Below are 14,837 nucleotides of genomic sequence, written 5' to 3'. Positions count from 1 at the left end.
AAGGTCTGTGTTCTCAGTATGTTCCGATTTGCCGCGCGGTTCAATTGAAAAAGCCATGACGAATCGCGTGCTCAGATCAAACGGCGGGCCAACCTCTGAAACGGCTTGTCGATCAGCGCGATGATGGCCGCCAGGGCCAGGGCGGCCAGCAGTAGCACCAGGAACAGAAGGAAGGTCGCCGGGCGCGGCGCGTGAGGATGCACGAAGGCGATCTCGTATCCGGCCAGGAAGGAAACGCTCGCATGGATCAGATAGAGCGGATAGGACATGGCCCCCAGCCAGGCGCACCAGCCGGGCAGCCGCAAATGCCCGCCGCGTTCCAGCCCCGCCAAGGCCAGAATCAGCCCGCCCAGCAGCAGGCCGGTCAAGGGCTCCAGCGCGGCGGGAGGGTAGGCATAGCCCCAATCCTGCACCGGCATCAGGGCGATGAGCAGCGCCAGGCTCAGGCCCAGCAGCGCCCAGAGCAGCTTCGCGGGCAGGCGCAGGCGCGCATGCAAGGCGGCGGCGCCCATGCCGGCGAGGAACAGAAACCCATGGACACCCAGAAACCGCATGTCGAATCCGTCCTGCCAGTGGCCGAACAGAAGCTGCACCTTGATGCCGTATATGCCGCGCAGCCAATGCACGGTGATGGCGGTCAGCCAGAACAGGATCAGCGGGGTGCGCACCCGCTTCAGAAGCATGAACCAGAACATCAGATAATAAGTGAGTTCGAAGCGCAGGCTCCAGGCGGGCGGGTTCAGCTCCTGCAAATGCGGGCTGGCGAAGGGAGAGAGTGTCAGATTCTCGATGAGGTTCAAGGGCGGCGTGACGCGCAGCAGGAAATAAAGCGGCACCAGCAGGGACAGCCAGTAAAGTGGAAATAACCGGCAGAACCGACGCCAGCCATAGCGCAGCAGCGCCTTCTGTCCGGTGTCCTTGCCGTGAGCGGTCTGGATGACAAACCCGGACAGAACGAAAAAAAACAGCACCGAGATGATCGGCGGCAGGCTGAAGCCCAGCGGCATTTTCCCCCGGCCCAGCAAGGCCGAGAAATCGCTGAGATGCCCGACCGCGACAAACAGCGCCGCGATGAAACGTGCGGCCTCCAAGGTCAGATAGCGGGTTGAGGGAGCCGCCCGCGTCGGCGCGTCTGGCTGGGGCATCAGCGGTGTGGTGGGGAAAGCGGACGCATGCCGCCGCCGATAGTCAGCGGGTCACGTTGCGTCAAGCGAGCCCGCCTCCGTCGCGTAGCACTTGTTCGGCCTCCCGCGTGAGGCCGCTCTCGCCATGCAGGCACAATCCCGGCAGGATCGTGTCCGGCGCGCGGCTGGCCTTGCGCGCCCGGATCAGGACCAGTTTCGCCTTGGCGCCGGGGCGCGGCCAGAGCGGCAGCAGGGTGATGGCGCCGCAAGCCGGACGCAGCAGGGCGGCGGCCTTGGCGTGGGCGCTGGCGGGCAAGGCGAGGGTGATCGTCCCCTGGTCGCGCAACACCCGCAGCAATTCGCCGACCCAGGCTTCCAGCATCGTGGCCGGGGCATGATGCGCCAATGCCCGCGCCGCGTCGGGCGAGGGTGTCGTCTCTTCGCCGAACCAAGGCGGATTGGCCATGACATGATGGAATTCATGCGCCGCGAAGGGCAGGGCGGTGGCATCGCCATTCACCGCGCCGAGTCCCGCAAAGCCGTTCGAGGAGAAATTTTCCGCGGCCAGTTCGGCCAGCGGGCCGGCGCGTTCCACGCCAATGCCGCGCACGCCGGGCACCCGCGCCGCCAGGCATAACAAGGCGGCTCCGGCGCCGGTGCCGGCCTCCAGCACCGTGTCTCCCGCCCGCGCCGGGACAAAGGCCGCCATCAGCACGGGCTCGAACCCGCTCCGGTGCCCCTGGCTGAATTGCCGGTAGACCAGCCGGCCATTCAGCAACCCGCCCATGCTCATCACGCTAACCGTCACCCGCTTGACCCTTCCGGAATACCGCCCGATATGGAGTTAAAGTAATTCTCATGGACAGGTTAGGGCGCTGAATTTGGACGGTGCGACGCCATTGATGATCGATGCTCTTGGCCGCCTCACGGCGTTGCTGGAGGCTGAGCTGAAAGCGACGAACGAAGCCATCATCGCCAGGATGGACAGCCCCGTCGCGCTCATTCCCCAGCTTGCCGCGCATATCGTCGCCGCCGGGGGCAAGCGCATGCGCCCCTTGCTCACCTTGGCCACGGCCAAGCTCTGCGGTTATCAAGGCGGGCGGCAGGTTCAGCTCGCCGCCTGTGTCGAGTTTATTCATACCGCCACCTTGCTGCATGACGATGTCGTGGACGAGTCCCTGTTGCGCCGTGGCTTCGCCTCCGCCAATGCGGTGTTCGGCAACAAGGCCTCGGTGCTGGTGGGGGATTTTCTGTTTTCCCGCGCTTTCGAACTGATGGTCGAGGATGGCTCGTTGGACGTGCTGCGCATCCTGTCCTCCGCTTCGGCCACCATCGCGGAGGGGGAGGTGCTGCAACTCACCACCCAGAACGATATTTCCACCACCGCGGATAAATATTTCGACGTGATCCGGGGGAAGACCGCCGCCTTGTTCGCCGCCGCCGCCGAGGTGGGGGGCGTGATCGCCGGGATTGGCGCCGAGGAATGCGCCGCGTTGAGACATTTCGGCATGGATCTCGGCATGGCGTTCCAATTGGTGGACGACGCGCTGGATTATGCCGCGGACCAGGCCGAACTGGGCAAGACGGTGGGTGATGATTTCCGCGAGGGGAAACTGACCTACCCGGTGATTTTGGCTTTGGCCGAGGCGACCCCGGAGGAGCGGGCCTTCTGGGTCCGCACCCTGGAGCAAAGCGAGCAGACAGAGGCGGATCTGGCCACGGCGTTTGAATTGATCGGCAAATACGATGCCACGGCCCGGACCATCGCCCGGGCGGACCAGTTTATCGACAGCGCCGTGAGCATGCTCTCCCGGTTTCCGCAAAGCGATATGCGTGTCGCGCTGGCCGACGTGGCCCGTTACACCACCGCGCGCCGGCATTAAGCCGCCGCTCCAGGCGCATCTTTAAAAACCGGGGTTTTGGGCGCTGGTTCCAGAAGGGCTGGGCGTTGGGGGAGCGGCGCGCCCATGCTTGTTTCGCGCAAAAATATGTGCAGTTATATAAATGTCTATGTTTATGGGAAACCAAATGAGTGGCGATGTTTTAAAAGAGCGCCCGGCCTTGTTTCTCGGCAGCCGGCTCAAGCGGCTGGCGGAGCGTATGCAGGGTGATGTGGTGGGGCTGGCCTCGGAGGCGGGGCTGGAAATTCAGCCCAGCCAATATTCTCTGCTGGCCACGCTGGACCGTTACGGCGCGGGGACGATCGGTGAGCTCACCCAGGCGATGCAGCTCAGCCAACCCGCCATCACGCGCATGGCGGCCAAGCTGGCGGATATGGGGCTGGTCACCATAGACCGGCTGCGCAAGGATCAGCGGCATAAGACCGTCTCCCTGACCGAAGCCGGGCAGCGGGCGCTGGATCGTTCCAAACGTCTCGTCTGGCCAGGGGTGGAAGCCGCGGTGGAGGAGCTGCTGGAGGGCCTGCAAGGCGCTTTTCTGGCGCAGATCGACGAGATTGAGGCGAGATTGGCGGAAAAACCGCTGGGCGCGCGGGCGCGGGCGCATATTGGCGGCGGCTTGCGGATTCATGAGTTCAGCGATGCGCTGGCGCCGTTATTTCGCAGCATCAACGCTCAATGGATCGAGGCCATGTACAGCATGGAACCAACCGATCGTGACGTGCTGGACCATCCCCGCGAGCGGATCATCGACAAGGGAGGGGATATATTATTCGTGGAGGCCGACGGGCTTGGCGTGGTTGGGGCCTGCGCTTTGCAGAAAACCGGAGATGGCCAATATGAGCTGACGAAGATGGGGGTGCTGGAAGCGGCCCGTGGCCGCAAGGTCGGGGAGTTTCTGTTGCGGGCGATGCTCGCCAGGGCCAGGCGGAAGGGGGCCAGGCGGCTTTATTTGCTCTCGAACCGTAAATCCGCGGCGGCCATCCATCTCTACGAGAAACTCGGCTTTCGCCACGATGAGGATATTATGCGCGAATTTGGCGCCCGTTACGCGCGTTGCGATGTGGCGATGCTCTACCCAAGGGGCTAAGGCAGGGGCTGGCGCCCCTGCCCGTGTTTTACGATTTTTCGGCCGGGGCGGGGGTCAGCACCGTCGTGATGGTGGACCGGACCATGTTCACCGTCACGTTCGGCGCGATCTCGACTTCGATCTCCGTGGAGCCCTCCGGAGCCTTTTTTACCAGCCCGACAATGCCGCCCGCCGTCACCACCTTGTCGCCGCGCTTCAGCCCGCCCAGCTTGGCCTTCAGGGTTTTCTGCTGTTTCTGCTGCGGGCGGATGAGCAGGAAATAGAAAACGACGACGATGAGAACAAGCGGTGCGTATTGCATCAGCGAGGCAAGGCCGGCGGGGCCCGCGTCGGCCCCGGTGACGGTTTGCGCGTAGGCGGCGGAGATGAACATGGGAACTCCTGGTTTCCGTAAAGTTGCGCGGACCATAGAGCGGGATGATTTTTGATCAAGCCCGTTCGAGGGATCAAAAACAGGGATTTTGCCCGGCTTGCATGGAGACAGGGGGCGATTCAGACTTTAAGAACCGCGCATAGGGCACGCTTCATGAACGTCATCGCACTCTGGGGTGTGCCAATTCAGTCAATAGGGGGGACGAATGACTGACGAATTGCTGTGCCGGATTGCCGAAGCGCTGGAACGCTTGGCGCCGCCGCCGCCCGCCAAGGCGGATTTGAGCGGGGCGGATGCGTTTGTCTGGCATCCGGAGCAGAGCCGTCTGGTGCCGGTGGCACGGGTGGCGCGGGTGGCGCTGGAATTGCTGCAAGGGGTCGAATCGCAAAAGCAGCTCGTGCTGGAGAACACGCTGCGCTTCGCCAAGGGGCTGCCCGCCAATAACGCCATGCTGTGGGGCGCGCGCGGCATGGGCAAGTCCTCGCTCGTCAAGGCCGCCCATGCGGAGGCGAACCGGCAATTTTCCGGCTCCCTGGCGCTGATCGAGATTCACCGCGAGGATATAGGCACCTTGCCGGAACTGTTGAATGTGCTGCGTGAGGCTCCCCGGCGCTCGGTCATCCTGTGCGACGATCTCTCCTTCGAGAAGGGCGATGGGGATTATAAGGCGCTGAAATCCGTGTTGGACGGCGGAATCGAGGGGCGGCCGGACAATGTGATTTTTTATGCCACCTCCAACCGCAGGCACCTGATGCCCCGCGACATGATCGACAATGAACGCTCCACCGCCGTCAATCCCGGTGAGGCGGTGGAGGAGGCCGTGTCCCTCTCCGACAGATTCGGGCTGTGGATCGGGTTCCATAACAGCGATCAGCAGCAATTCTTCGCCATGATCGAAGGCTATGCCGCGGCCTATGAGCTGCCTATCTCCAATGAGGAGCTGCGCGCCGCGGCGGTGGAATGGTCGATGACACGCGGCAGCCGGTCTGGCCGCGTGGCTTGGCAGTTCATCCAGGACATGGCGGGGCGCCTGGGGGTACGCTTGACCGTGTGAGCAGGACGGGGGAAAGGAACCCGTAAGGGAAGCGTGGCCGAGTGGTTTAAGGCAGCGGTCTTGAAAACCGCCGTACGTGCAAGCGTACCGTGAGTTCGAATCTCACCGCTTCCGCCATTCCCGCCGTTTTCCCTCTATGGCCCGATATTGCCGCCGATCACCGCACACCACCATGTGGTATAGCTAACCGCCGATTCCACGCTATTGCCCGACATTTCCATGCCCGAACCCGCAGCGCGACAGCTTCCGACCAATTCTCGCCGTTTTGAGGGTAGGTCATGAACAGCAGCTTATGTCAGAACCTGCCATCGACCTGTGCAATCTCTCGGACAACATTGAGCGTCGCCTAGGCTATTGGCGCTGATGCCGCATCGGGCCATAGCAACGCATCAACCGGCCGGTTTACAGATTTTCTGCCAGTTGACAGATTCCTCATTTAGCCCATAGTGCCTTTGAAACGATGACGAGGGCCGACCGACATGACCAAGACCTTTCCTTGGGACTATCACAAAGATTTGACCGAAGAGCGCCTCGTTGCGGTCGGGCAGATGGTCCTCGAGGCTCGGCGTTTGGCGGTCGAACTTTTCGATTCCGACATTGGTGACGATGGCTGGACCTTGGGGTGCCGTGCATCCCAGTTCGCTCGATACCGCATTCTCACGGCCTTCGACGGCCAGCGCTTTCCCTGGCTGACCGTGATCGATCGCTCCCGCCGTCTGATCTTCACGATCGGAGAGGTGCCGGTTCGCATTTATCGCGGTGAGGCGGAGGAGCCAACCGCCCGTACCCTTCATCAGAGCCTGAGCGAGCTGGACCAGCTTGGCTTCTCGTTCGATGAGCGCGACGAGGGTCACGATCTCGCTTATCGCTTTGCGGTTGAGACCGATGTCGATGGCAGCGCTCTCGCCGTCAAGTTCGTCGGCCTGCGCGGTGAGACGGCTGTGCTGAACTGGAATGTGCCTCTCGGTTTGGACGCATTCACTGGTGGCATCGGTATGCCAGCGACCGAGTCTGTTGAGCTCGATGCCCCCAGCGTGGGCGTGCGCGATCGGAAGACGAAGACAGGCGAGTAACGCCGTTCAAACGGCAAGGAATGAAATGGTCATTTCCGCTTTCCATGGTGAGCGCTTGCGCCTCGCTCGAGTGGCGCTGGGCTTGACGCTCGACCAGTTGGGTGCGCGGGTCAGCGCCACACGCCAATATCTCAACCAGCTTGAGCAGGGGCTGAAGGTACCTACCGACGAGATGCGCGCCGCGCTCGCGGCAGCTCTCGGCATTGCGGAGCATTTCTTCGCGATCACGGCATCGGCTGGGATTAGTCCGGAGCAGTGTCACTTCCGTAAGCAGCGCACGACACCCGTGTCCGTCGTCAGCCAGGTGCTGGCGCGCGGTACCCTGCTTGACGGTTTCGTTAGCAGGCTGGACCATGAACTCGATCTTCCGACCGTGTCTTTCCCCGATATTCCGGTGGCCAGCGCGGCCGAGATTGAAGCCGCAGCCGATCATGCGCGTGAGCATTGGCGGCTCGGAACCGGTCCGATCTCGAGCATGATGCGGGTTGTGGAAAATGCTGGGGCCGTCGTCAGCTTCTTCAGTGGTGTGTCCGAACGGGTGGACGCTCTTTCAATAGATTGTGTTCGGCCGATGATCATCCGTAGCGAGGCGAAGCCTGCCGCCTGCAGGCTGCGTTTCGACCTGGCGCATGAGGCCGGGCACCTCATCATGCATCGAGGCATTCAGACCGGCGATAAGGTCACTGAGGATCAGGCAAACCGGTTTGCCAGCGCCTTCCTGTTGCCGCGCTCTTCGTTCATCCATGAGTTTCCGCGCAGCCGCCTCCTAGACTGGTCGGCCATATTCTCGCTGAAACTGCGCTGGAAGGTATCAGCCGCTGCGATACTGCGGCGAGCCTATGATCTGAGGATGATCTCTCCGGATCAGTATCGGACCGGCTACATCCATCTTAGCAAGACCGGCCAAAGGCGCGCTGAGCGCTTCGACGATCAGATCCCCACAGAGATGCCCGAACTCCTGCCCAAGGCTTTGCAGGCCCTCGAGGCAGCATTTCCCGGTTCACTGACCCGCATGGTCGATGCCTCGGGTTTGCAGGCCGAGATGTTCGCGCACGTCTCTGGCCTTGCGCTGCCAGTGGAAAAGACCCCAGACGACAATATCGTTCCGCTTAACCGTTGGAAATTAAACATTTAACAGGATGCGACCGATTACGGCCTAGGCGCTGGGATTGCGCGCATAAGAGCGCGTGTAACGCGCATTGAATGAAGGGGATTGTCGTGAAGTTGGTGGAGTTAAGACTGTCGAATTTCCGCAGCTTCGGACCGCAAGCCACGGAGATTTCGCTCGCAGATACGACCTTCATCCTCGGCCCTAATGGCTCAGGCAAGACTGCGGTTCTGCAGGCGCTTGGAAGAATGTTCAGTCTCGACCCCGCGCAGCGTAAGATCCGCACGTCGGATTTCCACATCGCAGCGGATGAAGACCCGGAGGACGCGCCTTCGACGCGAGAACTGTGGATTGAGGCAGACTTCGAGTTCCCCGAGTTAGCCGATACAGATGAGGCGGAGGAAGGCACGATGCCTGCCGTCGCAGGCCACTTCTCCCATCTCCAGATGGAAACAGACGACGCATCGGTTCGAATTCGCTTCCGCCTTCATGCCAGCCTCGACGAGGACGGGGACATCGAAGAAAGCTTCACCCATGTCACGCAGGTCGATGATGATGGAGTTCCAACCGTCCAAGGCAGGGTTTCCAAGCAGGACCGGGCTGCGGTGCAGGTCCATTACCTGCCAGCCCGGCGCAATCCCGCAGACCATATCTCTTACGCCGCCAACGCTTTGCTCGGCCGCGCACTTCGTGCCGCCAACTGGTCGGCGGAGCGCCAGACGATCTCGGCCCTCACGGAGCAGATCAGCGCAGCGCTCGTCGGCAACGCGTCGGTTAAAGGGATCGGTGATGAGGTCACCAAGCTCTGGGAATCGCTTCACAAGGGAAAATTTTACGCCAATCCGACTCTGTCGTTCGCGCAGAGCGAAATCGAAAATTTGCTGCGGCACCTCAGCCTGAGCTTCGCGCCCGGCCACGATACGCCGCAGGTCGACTTTTCCCGACTTAGCGACGGTCAGCAATCCCTGCTGTACATTACGCTCGTTCTCGCGATGCGGGCCGTCGGCAATGCGGTGCTTGCCGGCGATACCAATGCATTCGACATCGACAAGCTGCGCCCACCGCTTTTCACACTCGTGGCGGTCGAAGAGCCCGAGAACAGCCTGTCCCCGCACTATCTTGGTCGCGTCCTACGGACGCTGAGCGAGTTCGCGGAAGACGGCGATGCACAAGCCGTCATCGCGACCCATGCCCCCTCGCTGCTGCGCCGCGTCGAACCGGAGAGCATCCGCTACCTGCGCCTCAACGAGGAGCGGCGCACCACGGTGTCCCGGATCACTATGCCAAGCGGGGCCGAAGCGAACAAATATGTCCGTGAAGCGATCCAAGCCTTTCCCGAGCTCTACTTCGCGAGGTTGCTGATCCTAGGCGAGGGAGACAGCGAGGAGGTGGTGTTGCCGCGTTTGCTCGCGGCGCGTGGTATCCTAGCCGACGATGCCTCGATCTCGGTCGTCCCGCTAGGTGGACGCCACGTGAACCATTTCTGGCGCCTGCTGAGCGATCTCGGCATTCCCTTCGTAACGTTGCTGGATCTCGACCTCGCGCGCCACCAGGGTGGCTGGGGCCGGATCAAATACGCGGCGAAGCAGCTGCTGCGCTTCCAGGAAGACCCGGTGGATTTCGATGAGGAAGGTGCGGACGCGATTCCCAAATGGGATAGCAAGCAAGGCCTGATGCTCAACGACGATGGCTGGATCGCCACGCTGGAAAAGAATGCGGTGTTCTTTTCCTCTCCGCTCGACCTCGACTTCATGATGATCGAGGCGTTTCCCGACGCCTATGGCCTGACCGATGCCGAACTTGAGGATCCAGACGACGGCACGATCGACGCCGTGCTCGGCAAGTCACACGACGCGCTCGGCGGGCAATATAACGATGCCCAGCAGCAACTGTTCGTGGCGTATCAGGAACGTTTCAAGCTCGGCAGCAAACCGAGTTGGCACATCCGGGCGATGGCCAAACTCGACGACGACGCGCTGCTCGAAAGCATGCCCGAGGTACTCGACCGAATGTTCGACAGCATTGAGGTGAAGCTCGCGGAATTGCCGGAATGATTCCCATCGAGCGCTGGTCGCCATCCGATGGGCTGCTCCTGGAGCCGAATGCGCTCGAGGCGGCAAAGGAGACGGCCCGCAATCTCGCGCTCACCGCGGGGCCCGGCGCCGGCAAGACCGAGATGCTCGCCCAGCGTGCCGACTTCCTGCTGCGCACCGCGACCTGTCGCTATCCGCGCCGCATCCTCGCCATCTCCTTCAAGGTCGACGCGGCCCAGAATCTGCGAGCCCGAGTCCGGCGGCGCTGCGGGCCAGATCTTGGGGCGCGGCTAGACAGCTATACGTTTCATGCCTTCGCAAAGCGTCTGATCGACCAATTCCGTCCGGTGCTAAAGGGCGCGAATGCGCTCGACCCGGATTATTCGATCGGCCAGCGGCGCGTTCAGCGAACATCGATCACCTTCGCCGACATGGTGCCGCTCGCCCAGACGATCATCGAGAATAGTCGTATCGCCCGCAACGCCGTTCGGCAGACCTACAGCCATGTCTTTCTGGACGAGTTCCAAGACTGCACAGCCGATCAATATGCGCTCATTACCGCCTGCTTCGGCGGATCCAAATGTCTGCTGACTGCCGTCGGCGATACCAAGCAGAGCATCATGGGCTGGGCCGGCGCGCTTGAAGGCATTTTCCAGACTTTCGCGGACGACTTCGTTGCACACCCCCTCAATCTCTATCAGAATTTCCGTTCCGCACCGACTCTGCGGCGGATGCAAAATGCAATGGTGCGGGTGATGGACCCGCCCGCCGCTTTGGACGACGCCGACATCGTCGGGGACGAAGGGGCGATCGCTATTCTCAATTATGCGGACGACGAAGAAGAGGCCAACGGCATTGCGGCCCGGGTTCAGCAACTCGCCGACAATGACGGCGTTTCGTTGTCCGAGATCGCCATCCTCGTCAGCAAGCAGCAGCAACTATATTGCCAAAAACTAATTGCGGCCTTCGGCGCCCGCGGAATTGCCTATCGGGAAGAGGACGCAACCCAAAACCTGGCTTCGGAGCCCGCAGCGCGCCTCATCGTGGATTTTCTTCTGGTCACGAGCAGTCCGCGGCAGCCGGCGGCGCATCGCCGCCTCCTGGATCTCGTTGTTTTCAACCAAGGGGTCGACGAGGAACGCGAGTATCAGCTTCGTTCGAAGTGGAATCGGCTGCTAGGCGAGACGCGCACGGCGATCGCGACCGGCAAGATCGATCTGTCACACAAGCCGGATCTCGAAAAGCTGGTGGATACGCTGCTTGACGCGGTCGGCGCTGAAGCAATCGTAGCGATGTCCTCGGCATATGCGCAAGGCGACATGCTGGCGACCTGCATCGTCGAAACCGTAGATCGCGCACACGAGTTGCTGTCCGGCGGAACAGATCCTGCCACAGCGCTCTCGTCCTTCTCGGGGGACCGCGCGGTACGCATCATGTCGATCCACAAGAGCAAGGGACTCGAATTCGACACGGTGTTCATCCTTGGCGTTGAGGAGGACACCTTCTGGGGCAAGCAGGCGGACGAGCGTTCGGCGTTTTTCGTCGGCATATCGCGCGCTAAGCTCCGCCTGTTCCTCACGGTCTGCGAGGAGCGCTCCAGACCCGCGAGCGCGGGCCGCTGGACCGTCGCGCGGCGACCTCATGAGGAGTTCCTAAGCTATGTTTGATCGCACGCCCCGGAGAGGGCTTTAGCGGATCTACGAATGGCCGCTGTCAGCGCAACCGGACATTACTTGTCGTGGTGCCGAATGGCAGGAATGTCCCAGTTTCCGTCATTTGATCGACAAGTCGAGCAGATCGGAGAAAGGGATAGATCCAAAGAGCAACTGCATGTCGGCAATCGGAGGACAAAACAGAAATACCCTGCCAAACGCCCGAAATGGCCGCCGTTAGCCACCCAAATTTCGCCGAAACCCGCCGATAACCGCACAACGCCAAGTATCTTCATAATCATCAAAGGGTTATGACGATTTCATAGTTCTCATCTTCATCGGGCGCTGCCCGCCAACCCCGCCGATTTCCCTCTACGATCCGATATTGCCGCCGATCATCGCGCGCCAGCATGCGGTGTAGCGAACCGCCGTCTCCACGCCATCGTCCGATACTTTCATGCTCCAAGCTGGCAGTGCGCTTTGGCGCGCGGGTTCGGCGAAACGGAGCGCAGCCAATCCCACCATCTCCGCTTCCAGATGCGGTTCAGGGCTCCAGAATGACGCGGCCCAGAATCTGATTGTCTTCTATGTATTTGTGAGCAGCGGCCGCGTCCTTTAACGGAAATCGTTTATCCAGGAGCACTTCAAGTTCTCCTTTGGCCACTTTCTCGAGTATTTTTTCGATGTCCTCCTTGCTCTCGGGCGCGGCAAAGCCTGCCCGAAGGCTGACGCCGAACAGGGAAATATTCTCGGCAATCGTGGGCCGCAGATCGGGGCGCATCGGCACCCGGCTGGCGTTGCCGATAAGCAGTATCCGGCCAAAGGCCTGAGTAGCGGCGATGGAGCTATCCAGCGTGGCGCCGCCGACCGGGTCGAGCACGACCGATGCCATATGCCCATCCGTTCCTCTGCGGACAGCTTCGACGACATCGTCGACCTTGCGGTCAATGACCATGTTTGCGCCGAGTTCGCGCAGCCGTGCCACGCGTTCGGAACCTGCCTGGACCGCGATGACGTACGCTTCATTGCTGGCCGCGAGTTGAATAGCGGCAAGCCCGACGCTGCCTGCCGCCCCCTGAATGAGCAGCGTCTCGCCCGGCTGAAGTCGCGCAACGCGAAACAGGGAGTGGGAGGCGGTCAGAAAGGGAACCGGGACGGCGACCGCCCTGGCCATGTCCAGTCCCTCCGGCACGCGATAACAGGCTTGTGCGGGGACGGCTCGCAGATCCGCATGCGACCCGCCAATCCCGATGGTGGCAACGCGATCGCCGACGGACCAGCCGAGATCGTCCGATCCAACCTCGATGATGGTGCCCGCGGCTGCATATCCGCCGATATAAGCGGGGGCTGGCGGATCTATGGTGCCTCGCGACAGGACATCACCGCCCTCGACGGCGATCGCCTCGACCCGGATGAGCACTTCGCCTACCTTGCAGACCGGATCGCTGACATCTGCGTAGCGCAGCACATCGGCGGGGCCGGCTTTATCATAGATTGCGGCTTTCATGGATACGTCCTTGGAATCAGTAAATTGGAAGCTCATGCGAAAGCGATCAGGACATCGCGCCGCAAAGACAGAGATAGAGTGTCGGGGTAGCGTTTCCAATGACCACGATGCGTGGCCGTTCCCGCTGTCTATCAGGCAAGAGGACGAGCCAGGCCATCTCCATCGTAAGCGATAAAGTCATTTTGATTGAGCCGTCGCGCAGGTTGGATAGACCGGCAGATCCAAAGAGCAACTGCATGGCGGTAATCGGCCGGCAAAACGGGAATACCCCGTCAAACGCCCGAAATGGCGGCCGTTTGATACGCAAACACCGCCGAAAGCCGCCGATCACCGCATAACGTTGATTATTGTCATATTTATTCGAGGCTTATCACTATTTCATAGTTCTCATCTTCGTCGGGCGCGGCCCGCCAGTCACCTTTCTGCACCCCTCCCTGGTGGATTCCGGAAACGTTGGATTTTTGGCCGGAATTTTGGGGTTTTCATCTGTACAATGCTGTCTTTTTCTATCCTTACCAGGAAAGCTGCCGGGGTAGAATCCGGGGGATGGTTTGTGCGGGTGGGGTAGAATGCTGACAGACGCGGACGCGAAGTGGGCAAAGTCAGGCGAAAAGCCCTATAAATTGTAAGATTCTGGCGGTCTGTTTCTCTTTGTCAGCGGGGCCAGCAAGCTTTGGCGCATGAAATATCAGATCGGCGGTAAAGAAAACTTTTGAGCTTTGGGCCGTATCCTGAGGTGACGATTTCAGCTGCTAGGGATGCACGGGACGCTGCCCGCGCTGAGCTGAGGGCCGATCGAGATCCAAGTTTGACGCGCAAGGTGCCACGCGCCAACGCCGCCGATGTGAACCGGAAATTCGAGATAGTGGCGCGTGCATGGCACGACCTGAATGCGCCTCGGTGGAAATCTCGTCAGCATGCCGGCGATGTGATTGGTAGCCTGGAAAAAGGTGTCTTTCCTCACCTGGGCAATATAGATGTGCGGGAGATCACGCCGGCGATGGTACTGGATGTGCTGCGCAAGATTGAGCGCCGTGTTTGAATACGCAATTGCCTCCGGGCTGACTGATAAAGATCCGGCCCGGGTTGTTTCATCGGCACTGGCGCCGCTGATAAGGGGGCGCCAACCCGCAATTACGGACTTGGATGGGGCAAGGAAGATACTGCAGGCTGTTGCCGATATGCCGGCGCATCCGGGAACGAAACTTGCAACCTATCTGCTGGCACTGACAGCGGCACGCCCAGGTGACATCGTTGGTGCGACTTGGATGAGTTCGTGCTGGATACGGAGCAACCCCGTATTGGCTGATCTCGGCCGAGCGTATGAAGGCGGTGCGCCCATATTGTGCCTCTGGCGCCGGAGGCATTGGCCGTGATTGAGGCCGTGCGACCGTTAACTAGCAGAATGCCATTTTTATTCCCGAATGTGCGCCGGGCACATAAACCCATGAGTTCAAACGCCATGGGGTATTTGCTCAACCGCGCGGGTTACCATGGTCGCCATGTGCCGCATGGTTGGCGCTCAACCTTCAGCACGATCATGAATGATGCTACCCCAAGGACCGCGCGACAATCGATTTGATGTTGGCGCATGTGCGTGGCGGCAAGCATGATGAGAAAATCAGCGCCAGCGAAGCGGCTTATAACCGGTCCGAACATATCGGGCGGCGCCGTGAGCTGGCGTTAATATGGGCTAAGCTGCTGATGGAGGGCGTGCCTGCCTGCCCCATCAGCTCTGGTTGGCGGCAGAAAGAGGTAACGTCTTTGGCGGCGCCCACGCCGCTTGGTTTGATATCCTGCCACGGAGAAGCTTACGATCATCCGCCTGGTCGAGCAATCTCACCTGCCCGTGCGCCGGACGCTGGAGCAGCTCGGCATTTCCCGTCCGACAGTCTATCGCTGGTACGAGCACTATCGCGCCGGCG

At 61.0% G+C, this 14,837-nt stretch carries 13 protein-coding genes, 1 tRNA gene and 1 pseudogene; 10 read left to right on the top strand and 5 right to left on the bottom strand.

The window, feature by feature from the left end; translation table 11 throughout:
• Positions 1-71: 71 nt before the first annotated feature.
• A complete protein-coding gene (locus tag AB7D48_RS15490; protein WP_427980972.1) occupies positions 72-1,145 on the bottom strand; it encodes an acyltransferase family protein in 1,074 nt (357 codons plus the stop codon).
• Positions 1,146-1,206: 61 nt separating this feature from the next.
• Positions 1,207-1,932, bottom strand: a complete 726-nt coding sequence (locus AB7D48_RS15485; RefSeq protein WP_427980969.1) for a tRNA1(Val) (adenine(37)-N6)-methyltransferase — start codon at positions 1,930-1,932, stop codon at positions 1,207-1,209.
• 94 nt (positions 1,933-2,026) lie between these two features.
• On the opposite strand from AB7D48_RS15485, the gene AB7D48_RS15480 reads away from it, so the two are divergent.
• Positions 2,027-3,007, top strand: coding sequence for a polyprenyl synthetase family protein (locus tag AB7D48_RS15480; RefSeq protein ID WP_427980966.1), 981 nt, complete (start codon positions 2,027-2,029; stop codon positions 3,005-3,007).
• A 145-nt stretch (positions 3,008-3,152) separates the two neighbouring features.
• On the top strand, positions 3,153-4,112 hold the full coding sequence (locus AB7D48_RS15475; protein WP_427980963.1) for a bifunctional helix-turn-helix transcriptional regulator/GNAT family N-acetyltransferase: 960 nt from the start codon (positions 3,153-3,155) through the stop codon (positions 4,110-4,112).
• A gap of 28 nt (positions 4,113-4,140) precedes the next feature.
• Here AB7D48_RS15475 and yajC read toward each other — a convergent pair whose 3' ends face one another.
• A complete protein-coding gene (gene yajC / locus AB7D48_RS15470) occupies positions 4,141-4,485 on the bottom strand; it encodes a preprotein translocase subunit YajC (protein WP_427980960.1) in 345 nt (114 codons plus the stop codon).
• A gap of 205 nt (positions 4,486-4,690) precedes the next feature.
• Here yajC and AB7D48_RS15465 point away from each other — a divergent pair, with 205 nt between their 5' ends.
• The 6 genes from AB7D48_RS15465 to AB7D48_RS15440 all read left to right on the top strand — a co-directional run bounded on the left by AB7D48_RS15465 (position 4,691) and on the right by AB7D48_RS15440 (position 11,420).
• On the top strand, positions 4,691-5,539 hold the full coding sequence (locus AB7D48_RS15465; RefSeq protein WP_427980957.1) for an ATP-binding protein: 849 nt from the start codon (positions 4,691-4,693) through the stop codon (positions 5,537-5,539).
• Positions 5,540-5,566: 27 nt separating this feature from the next.
• Positions 5,567-5,656 (top strand) — tRNA-Ser (locus AB7D48_RS15460).
• 362 nt (positions 5,657-6,018) lie between these two features.
• Positions 6,019-6,612 carry a hypothetical protein gene (locus AB7D48_RS15455; RefSeq protein ID WP_427980954.1) on the top strand — a complete coding sequence of 198 codons (594 nt, stop codon included), beginning with the start codon at positions 6,019-6,021 and terminating at the stop codon, positions 6,610-6,612.
• A 25-nt stretch (positions 6,613-6,637) separates the two neighbouring features.
• Positions 6,638-7,747, top strand: coding sequence for a helix-turn-helix domain-containing protein (locus tag AB7D48_RS15450; RefSeq protein ID WP_427980951.1), 1,110 nt, complete (start codon positions 6,638-6,640; stop codon positions 7,745-7,747).
• Between the two features lie 68 nt (positions 7,748-7,815).
• Positions 7,816-9,774: an ATP-dependent nuclease gene (locus AB7D48_RS15445; RefSeq protein ID WP_427980948.1), complete on the top strand. Its 1,959-nt coding sequence runs from the start codon at positions 7,816-7,818 to the stop codon at positions 9,772-9,774.
• Complete coding sequence (locus tag AB7D48_RS15440; protein ID WP_427980945.1) at positions 9,771-11,420, top strand: UvrD-helicase domain-containing protein; 1,650 nt, start codon at positions 9,771-9,773, stop codon at positions 11,418-11,420. The genes AB7D48_RS15445 and AB7D48_RS15440 overlap by 4 nt, the downstream gene beginning before the upstream one ends.
• A gap of 357 nt (positions 11,421-11,777) precedes the next feature.
• Here AB7D48_RS15440 and AB7D48_RS15435 read toward each other — a convergent pair whose 3' ends face one another.
• Positions 11,778-11,930: a hypothetical protein gene (locus AB7D48_RS15435; protein ID WP_427980942.1), complete on the bottom strand. Its 153-nt coding sequence runs from the start codon at positions 11,928-11,930 to the stop codon at positions 11,778-11,780.
• A 19-nt stretch (positions 11,931-11,949) separates the two neighbouring features.
• Entirely contained in the window at positions 11,950-12,948 is a 999-nt protein-coding gene (locus AB7D48_RS15430; protein ID WP_427980939.1) for a quinone oxidoreductase family protein, read from the bottom strand.
• Between the two features lie 772 nt (positions 12,949-13,720).
• Here AB7D48_RS15430 and AB7D48_RS15425 point away from each other — a divergent pair.
• Complete coding sequence (locus tag AB7D48_RS15425) at positions 13,721-13,954, top strand: phage integrase central domain-containing protein (protein ID WP_427981050.1); 234 nt, start codon at positions 13,721-13,723, stop codon at positions 13,952-13,954.
• Between the two features lie 750 nt (positions 13,955-14,704).
• Positions 14,705-14,837: pseudogene (locus AB7D48_RS15420) on the top strand (helix-turn-helix domain-containing protein); the annotation flags it as partial.

This window comes from Acidocella sp. (assembly GCF_050253495.1).
GTDB lineage: Bacteria > Pseudomonadota > Alphaproteobacteria > Acetobacterales > Acetobacteraceae > Acidocella.
Note: the sequence above shows the minus strand (reverse complement) of the source record. Positions and strands in the feature narration are given on the sequence as shown.

Coding starts and splice junctions, on each gene's coding strand:
- AB7D48_RS15490 (WP_427980972.1), bottom strand. CDS start 1,145: ATGCCCCAGCCAGACGCGCCGACGCGGGCGGCTCCCTCAACCCGCTAT.
- AB7D48_RS15480 (WP_427980966.1), top strand. CDS start 2,027: ATGATCGATGCTCTTGGCCGCCTCACGGCGTTGCTGGAGGCTGAGCTG.
- AB7D48_RS15475 (WP_427980963.1), top strand. CDS start 3,153: ATGAGTGGCGATGTTTTAAAAGAGCGCCCGGCCTTGTTTCTCGGCAGC.
- yajC (WP_427980960.1), bottom strand. CDS start 4,485: ATGTTCATCTCCGCCGCCTACGCGCAAACCGTCACCGGGGCCGACGCG.
- AB7D48_RS15465 (WP_427980957.1), top strand. CDS start 4,691: ATGACTGACGAATTGCTGTGCCGGATTGCCGAAGCGCTGGAACGCTTG.
- AB7D48_RS15455 (WP_427980954.1), top strand. CDS start 6,019: ATGACCAAGACCTTTCCTTGGGACTATCACAAAGATTTGACCGAAGAG.
- AB7D48_RS15450 (WP_427980951.1), top strand. CDS start 6,638: ATGGTCATTTCCGCTTTCCATGGTGAGCGCTTGCGCCTCGCTCGAGTG.
- AB7D48_RS15445 (WP_427980948.1), top strand. CDS start 7,816: ATGAAGGGGATTGTCGTGAAGTTGGTGGAGTTAAGACTGTCGAATTTC.
- AB7D48_RS15440 (WP_427980945.1), top strand. CDS start 9,771: ATGATTCCCATCGAGCGCTGGTCGCCATCCGATGGGCTGCTCCTGGAG.
- AB7D48_RS15435 (WP_427980942.1), bottom strand. CDS start 11,930: ATGGTGGGATTGGCTGCGCTCCGTTTCGCCGAACCCGCGCGCCAAAGC.
- AB7D48_RS15430 (WP_427980939.1), bottom strand. CDS start 12,948: ATGAGCTTCCAATTTACTGATTCCAAGGACGTATCCATGAAAGCCGCA.